The following is a 7024-nucleotide window of genomic DNA, read 5'->3' on the forward strand; positions in this document are numbered from 1 at the left end:
GCCGGTTAGATCTCATCTGATCACATTCTCACTATTTGCAGCACCGCAGGTCAGAGACCTACTAGAAGGCCATCAGGCTGCAATACAACTGAGACGACATACCCGTCCGCGCGGGTGCACAGATCCCGCAGCTGCTCACGCGGCTGCGACCCGGCCGGCGGCATCTGCGGGACACGACGCTGCACCGTCGTGCGAGGCCGCTCGCGCGGCTGCGTCGGGCGCTGGGGAGCAGCGGGACGGAGCCGGGGAGTGGGCCGCTTCGGCGGGACGGCGGAGGGCCGTCCCTCGGGCGCCTGCGTCTGGCGCTTGGGGGTCCGGTCGCTCTTGGGTGTGCGTCGTGGCCGGTCGGGCGCGGTCCGGACGAGGGCGGAGCGGCCCGAGGGCTGGGCCACGGGCGCGGTGGGCGTCGACACGGCCGGACGGGCCGGGACAGCGGGGCCGCGCACGCCTTGCGGTCGGCGGTCGGGCGGTAGCGGGTCTGGCTTCACCGTGGTGCAGCCTGTGATGCTCAGCAGGAGCAGGAGCAGGAGGGTGAGCGATCGACGTGGCACCGGCCCACTGTGCGACACCAGCGGATGCCGGCGGGCGGTGCCACGCGGCCGGTCACCACAAGGAAGGACGGGAGCCGAGCGACGCTGACGCGGCTCATCCCGTCATCCGGGCCCCGAAGGGCGGGACGTCGGAGGCGGACAGGTCCGGGCGCGGCCGGTGGAGGCCTACGGGGTGGCGCCATCGGCCGGCCCCGTCGCGGGCGACGTCCACGTCGACTTCCACCACCAGCTGCGGGTCGACGAGCGTGACGTCCAGGACGTCGCGGCTGCCCCACCCGGCGGTGAACGTGCGCCCCGTCCACGGGTGTTCGCCGACGGCCGGGGTCAGTGCGTCAGCGAGGGCGGCCGTCGCGGTGCGGGCGAGGGGGACGGTGCGGCCGGTGTAGCGCAGGCGGCCCGTGCCGTCGTGGCGACCGAGCAGCAGCGTGCGGGGCGCGGCGGGCGTGCCGGTGACGGCGCCGACGATGGCCTCGGTGGTGACGCGGACCTTGTACTTGCCCCACGCCCTGGTCCCCGCGAGGTACGGCTCGGTCAGCCTCTTGAAGCACAGCCCTTCCAGGCCGGCGGAGGTCCAGGTGAGCCAGTCCAGCGCGGTGGCGGGGTCGGTGGTCGACGGGCACAGCGTGAACGGCGCCGTCAGGGGCGTGTCCGCGAACAGGGTCTCCAGCGCGGCCCGGCGGCGGGCGTAGGGCCAGGGGGTGAGGTCGGCGCCCTTTAGGCGTACGACGTCGAACACGACCAGATGCGCGGGCCAGGTCCGGGCGGCGGCTGCTGCGCCGGCGCCGCGGCGGCGGGCCAGGCGCTGCTGCAACCGCTCGAAAGCGAGGCGTTCGCCCTCCCACACCACTAGCTCCCCATCGAGGCCGGTGTCGGCGGGCAGCTGCGCGAGCGCGGCGTCGGCGATCTCGGGGAACGCGGCGGTCATGTCGGTGCCCTGCCGCGAGCGCAGCAGCACCCGCCCGTCGGCGTAGCGGGCGAGCTGTGCTCGGTAGCCGTCCCACTTAGGTTCTCCAGCGGCTCCGGGAGGCAAGTCGGGGCGGGCCACGGGCGTGGTGAGCATCGGGTCCGGCAGGGTCCAGGTCATGGCAGATGCCTTCCACCATCAGCCGGAGGTCGCCGGGTGGCGCCGAGCCGGGCTCGCGCCGCCAGGGGCGGCGCGAGCGGCCGGTGCCTGCGTCGCCGGTTACGGGGCCGGCTCGTAGCTCACGCTCTGGTCCGGGCACCCGGCAGCCGTCTCGCGCAGCGCCGCCACCTCGACTTCGTCGGCCGACAGGTTCCAGCGCAGTTTCGTGCCCACCCATTCGGCGACGTACCGGCAGTGCACCTCCCCGGCCGGCGGCAGCCACTCGGCCGGGTCCTGGTCGGCCTTCGACCGGTTCGAGCGCGCGGTGACCGCGACCAGACTCGCGGCCGCACCCTGACCCTGGTCGTTGGCGTACGCCTCACGCTGCTGCGCCGACCACCCGGAGGCGCCGCTGTCCCACGCCTCGGCGAGGGGCACCATGTGGTCGATGTCCAGACCGGACGCGGACGTCACTTCCACCTGGTCGTAGTACGAGAACCAGCTCCCGCCCGACAGGCGGCACCGGGGCCCGATCGTGGGCGGCTCCACCGCCTCCGCGATCAGGACCTCGTTGCGGGTGTGGCAGCCGTCTGCCGGGTCGTCGCCGCTGCTCCAGTGCTTGAACGCGTCGCGGTCGTAGCCGTCGCGGGACTCGGTATCCACCGGCAGCCGGCTGACCGCGTCCGACAGCGGCAGGGTCTCCGCGGCGTGGGCGGGCGTGGAGAGGGTGAGGGGCAGGATGGCGAGGGAGGCGGCGGCCAGGCCGCGCAGCACAGTGAGCATGAGCCGTTGATAGCGGCAGGTGAGGGGGCGCTTGCAGGCGTTCGCCGAGTGCGCCGCCCGTGTGAGTGGAATGGTCGTACCGGCGGGCAGAGGCCCGCGCGCGTGGTCTGCTCAGCGGCTGGAATCGCTGATACCGGGCGACCAGCTCCCCCACACGGGGCAGCACCAAAGGCCATGAATCGACCGTTGTGCATATATAGGCCCTTAACGGATGTTCCGTTGTTCCTTCCCGAGGAGTTGCGATGTCCTACGGTTCGACGGTGGGCCCCGGCAGCGCCCTGGCGGCCACCGGCCTGGCGACGGGACAGGTGTGGCTGATGGTGATCAGTGTGGTCGCCGTGCTGGTCGGCGTGGTCGCGGTCAGAACATCGTTCCGGCGCGGCAAGAGCGCGGTCGAGAAGTGACACGGCAGTTTGTGCCTGGTGGCCGTGGTGGGCGGCCGACCGCCGTTGACATCGCGGCACCCGTGCAACAGGTGGCGAAGCGGTGGCCGGGTGTGGCGCCGCTGCCGCGTGCCTGGCACGTGTCCTCCCCGGGGAGGGTCTTGCTGGGTGCGGTGCCATTGACGGCTTTCCTGGCCTGGGGAATCGCGCATGCCTACAGTACGGTCGTCACGCTGACGGGCGGCCGTCAGGGAATGGCGCTGCCGTGGCTGGTGTCCTTCCTGCTGCTGTGGTGGGTACCGCTGTCTTGGCTGGAGCGGCCCCGCACCATCTCGCCGCAGGATCAGGCAGAACTGGACCGTCTGACCGTGACCGTGCAGATCCCCGTCTACAACGAGGACCCGGACACGTTGCGCGCCTGTCTGCACTCTGTCCTGGTACAGACCCGGCCGGTGGACCGGATCCGGATCGTCGATGACGGCTCCGTCCGCGACGACGGCACGCCGATGACCTACGCCGACGTACGGGCCGAGTTCTTCGAGCGCACCGCCGCCCGGGGCGTGGAGGCGACCTGGGACCGCACTCCGAACCGGGGCAAGCGCCATGCCCAGATGCACGTGCTGGCCACCGACGATGCCGACGTGTTCGTCACTCTCGACAGCGACTCCCTCCTGGACCCGGAGGCGATCGCCGAGGGCCTGAAGCCTTTCGCCGACCCCAAGGTCACCTCCGTGGCCGGTCAGGTCGTCGTCCTCAACCACGATGCCAACGCGCTGACCCGGATGAGCAACCTGCTCTACCTGCCCTTCACTCGCGGGTTGCGCTCCGCCCAGTCCGTCCTCAGGCGGGTCACGATCAACTCGGGCACCCTCGCGTTCTACCGGGCGCGCGTCGTACGGGATGTGGCCGGCGTGTACGAGAACGAGATGTTCCGGGGCCGGCCGATGCAGATGAACGACGACTCCATGCTCACCTTCTACGGACTGCTGGCCGGCGACACCGTTCACCAGCCCTCCTCGCTCGTGTTCACTCTCGTCCCTCAACGCTGCTCGCACTACCTGCGCCAGCAAATGCGCTGGATGCGGGGCACCACCGTCCGCCACCTGTGGTGGCTGCGTTACATGCCGCCGACCGGCATTGTCTTCTGGTCTGCGGTGGCCGAGTACGTCCACATCGTCCTAGGCATCGCCATCCCGGCCGCCGTTCTCGCCGACCCCCACCTGCGCGCCGACACCGGAACGCTCGTCGCTGCCGGCCTCATCATCGGCACCGCCATGAGCTATCTGATGGCCCTGCGCCTGTTCACCGTCCACCGCACCGACATGCGCCTGCGCCAGACCCTGCTGCTGTTCGCCCTCGCCCCGCTCGCCGCGGCATGGCGGACCTTGATCCTGCGCCCGATGTACTTCTACGCGATGGCCACCTGCCACCGCATCAACCGATGGGGAACCCGCACCAGCGTCGAGGTCACCCGCTCCAGCCAAGAGCAACCCGCCTGACAGCTCCGCGAAGAAACGAGAGGCGCGAGCGGCGTGGCCGCCCCGTCAGGCGGCCGGCTCGTACGTCACCTCCTGGTCGGCGCAGTCGGCCACTGTCCCGCCCATCGCCGCCAAGCTCCAGCCGGGCACGGTCAGGAAGGCTGCCGACCGGCCGGGTCTCCGCCGGGGTCGTCGGCCAACTCGATGACTGCGGTGAACCTCTTGCCCACCGGCTCGCGCTGGACGGTTCAGGCTCGCTCCGGTCGTGGTGGTGCCCCGGACACTCGGGGGCGTGTCCGGGGTACCGGGAGGCTGTCACCGCGACGGGGGCGCGGGACAGCGTGGTCAGGCGACGGCGGCCAGCATCAGGGCGCAGAGCAGGCTACCGGTGGTGAGGACCAGGAGCACGGTCTCGGCGCGTGAGGCCAGCGTCGTCAGCATGCCGTATCCGGGTGGGTGTCTGCCGTGAGGGAGGCCTGGCCGGGGAGAGCGCCGGGCAGGGAGGCCCGGCGCTGAGGGCTTTCGGTCATCGGCCGCCGCCTGCGGCGAGGGGAGCCCAGGAGTAGCGCAGCTGGACTCCGTGGTCGCTGAGCCACCTGGTCTCGCGGTGGCGCAGGTCGGCCGCCACGTCCGGCGCGATGACGGCGGGCCACCGGGCGATCACCGTGTCCATCGCGCCGGTCTGGGCCAGTGCCCGCACCAGGCGCCAACCGGGACGGCGCACCGGGTCTACTTCGCCGTACGGGTCGGTGATCACGTCGGTGATCCGCAGCCCGTGGGCCGTCGCATAGGCGCGGCCTTCGGCCTGGGCGCGGTCGGCGGCCAGGGTGGGAAGCAGTCGGCCGCGTTCGGCGCACACGTACAGCACTGCGGTGCCGGCGCCAGCGCGGGTGGTGCGGTCCGCGGTGGTGGTCTCGGGTCTGCTCATCGTCGCCTCGCCGGTGGATGGGTCCGGGCCGACGCCGCACAAGGGGCAGACGGCCGGGGTGTCAGCGGCCGTGCGGGGGTTGGTCACCGAACGGCTGGTAATCACTCAACTCCGGTGCGCTGAGGCGGGTAAGGGAGGATCGTAGGGGCTCGGTTGAACTGGTTGAACGCACCCGGGGAGTCGTCATGACACGTCGACCGCGCACGCCGAATACCGCCCTGGCGGCACTCATGCAGGCAGGTGGGATCGGGAACGCGCAGCTTGCGCGCCGGGTGAACGCGACCGGCCGGGAACTGGGAGTGCGGCTGCACTACGACAAGTCCACGGTCTCCCACTGGCTGGCCGGGTCGGTGCCCAAGCCCGAGGCGCGCCCGGTCATCGCTGAGGCCCTGTCCCGGCTGACCGGGCGGCCCGTGACGTGCGCCGAGATCGGGTGGCAGGTCGAAGGAGGCCCGGAGGGCGCCGGGGCGGACACGGTGGCGGGCGTGGTGGACCTGAGCCGGGCGGACATGGACCCCACGCGGCGGGGCGTGCTGCGCACCGGCATGTACGCCGCAGCGCTCGCCGTGCCCCGCTTCGAGGACGTGTCGGGGCGGGTGGAGTCCGTGACCGCCGGGCGGACCGTGCGCATCGGCCGGTCCGACGTCGCCACGGTACGGACCATGACGGACAAGATCGCCGACATCCTGGACCAGGTCGGCGCCGGGCACGCCCGCCCGATGGCCGCCGCTTGGCTGGTCAACTCGGCAGGCCCCTACCTGCGGGCATCCGGGAGCGAGGAGACACGCCGGGACATGCGCGCGGCCGTCGCCGACTTCGTGTACCTCACCGGGTGGATGGCCATGTACGAGAACCAACAGGGCCTCGGGCAGCGCTACTACCTGCGCGCGCTGGAACTGGCCGGCGCCGCCGAGGACCACGTGACCTACTGCCGCACGCTACGCGGCATGAGCCTGCAAGCCACCCACCTCGGGCACGGGAAGAAGGGGCTTGAGCTGGCCGACGCCGCCGCCGAAGCAGCCCCAGCCGCAGGCCCGCGCCTGCAAGCCTTCCTGCGGGGCCAGCAGGCCGCCGCGGCCGCCATGACCGGCGCCCGCACCACCGCCCTGACCCGCCTGCGCCAGGCCGAGGCGGCACTGTCCCGCGCGGACGACCGGCGTGATGCGGTCGGCGGCTACGACCAGGCCGCTTACTACTTCCACGAGGCACACGTGCGCTGGCACCTCGGGGACCAGGCCGCGTCCGTCACCGCGCTGGAACGGTCGAACGCCGCGCGGTCGCCGCTGGAGCGGCAAGGCCGGCTGCACTGCCTCGGCGTCACCGCCGAACGGCAGTACCGCATGCGGCACATCGAGGCCGCATGCCGCACCTGGCACGCATTCCTCGACCACCACATCACCCTGTCCTCCGCGCGCGGCGACGAACACCTCAAGACCATGCTCCGCGCCCTGCCCGCCCACCGCACAGTCGCAGGCGTGACCGATCTGGAGGACCGCGCCCGCCAGGTCGCCGCACAGAAGGCCGCCTGATCCCCGCCCGCGCGCCGGAACGCAGACAGCGGGCGTGGTGACAGCCCGGTCCCGGTCAGTCGGTGCGCAGCTTCCGGCCCCACCGCTCGACGGCCTTGGCATCGCAGAACTCGCACAGCGGGGACCGGGCCCCGGAACCGTACTTATGGGTCGGCCGGCGGCAGGTCGAGCACGGCCCGATCTGGTCACCTCGGCACGTACGCGCTGATGCGTCCGGCTCACTGGCGGGCGGTACAGGGGCGGTCATCGGGGTTCCTCGTCGTCCCGGCGGCCACGAACGGCCGCTTCGAACGAAGAATAGAACGTAAT

Annotated in this window: 6 protein-coding genes; 3 read left to right on the forward strand and 3 right to left on the reverse strand. The window is 72.0% G+C overall.

The genetic code is table 11. The features are described from left to right. Window positions 1-645: 645 nt before the first annotated feature. The gene (locus RIF68_RS21535) at window positions 646-1635 is read right to left on the reverse strand and encodes an ATP-dependent DNA ligase (protein WP_309052924.1); all 990 of its coding nucleotides are present in this window, start codon (window positions 1633-1635) and stop codon (window positions 646-648) included. Window positions 1636-1734: 99 nt separating this feature from the next. Beyond that, the gene (locus tag RIF68_RS21540; protein WP_309052925.1) at window positions 1735-2397 is read right to left on the reverse strand and encodes an HNH endonuclease family protein; all 663 of its coding nucleotides are present in this window, start codon (window positions 2395-2397) and stop codon (window positions 1735-1737) included. Window positions 2398-2639: 242 nt separating this feature from the next. On the opposite strand from RIF68_RS21540, the gene RIF68_RS21545 reads away from it, so the two are divergent. Further along, on the forward strand, window positions 2640-2801 hold the full coding sequence (locus tag RIF68_RS21545) for a hypothetical protein (protein WP_309052926.1): 162 nt from the start codon (window positions 2640-2642) through the stop codon (window positions 2799-2801). Window positions 2802-3034: 233 nt separating this feature from the next. Next, complete coding sequence (locus RIF68_RS21550) at window positions 3035-4279, forward strand: glycosyltransferase (protein WP_309052927.1); 1245 nt, start codon at window positions 3035-3037, stop codon at window positions 4277-4279. A gap of 505 nt (window positions 4280-4784) precedes the next feature. Here RIF68_RS21550 and RIF68_RS21555 read toward each other — a convergent pair. Next, window positions 4785-5273 carry a hypothetical protein gene (locus tag RIF68_RS21555; RefSeq protein ID WP_309052928.1) on the reverse strand — a complete coding sequence of 163 codons (489 nt, stop codon included), beginning with the start codon at window positions 5271-5273 and terminating at the stop codon, window positions 4785-4787. Window positions 5274-5371: 98 nt separating this feature from the next. Between RIF68_RS21555 and RIF68_RS21560 the strand changes: the two genes are divergently transcribed. Next, complete coding sequence (locus RIF68_RS21560) at window positions 5372-6715, forward strand: hypothetical protein (protein WP_309052929.1); 1344 nt, start codon at window positions 5372-5374, stop codon at window positions 6713-6715. Window positions 6716-7024: the final 309 nt, after the last annotated feature.

This window comes from Streptomyces sp., assembly GCF_031178505.1.
GTDB classification, from domain to species: domain Bacteria; phylum Actinomycetota; class Actinomycetes; order Streptomycetales; family Streptomycetaceae; genus Streptomyces; species Streptomyces gulbargensis.

Excerpts from the sequence above, each read along its gene's own strand:
- RIF68_RS21540 (WP_309052925.1), bottom strand. The coding sequence starts at position 2,397 with ATGCTCACTGTGCTGCGCGGCCTGGCCGCCGCCTCCCTCGCCATCCTG.
- RIF68_RS21550 (WP_309052927.1), top strand. The coding sequence starts at position 3,035 with ATGGCGCTGCCGTGGCTGGTGTCCTTCCTGCTGCTGTGGTGGGTACCG.
- RIF68_RS21545 (WP_309052926.1), top strand. The coding sequence starts at position 2,640 with ATGTCCTACGGTTCGACGGTGGGCCCCGGCAGCGCCCTGGCGGCCACC.
- RIF68_RS21560 (WP_309052929.1), top strand. The coding sequence starts at position 5,372 with ATGACACGTCGACCGCGCACGCCGAATACCGCCCTGGCGGCACTCATG.
- RIF68_RS21535 (WP_309052924.1), bottom strand. The coding sequence starts at position 1,635 with ATGACCTGGACCCTGCCGGACCCGATGCTCACCACGCCCGTGGCCCGC.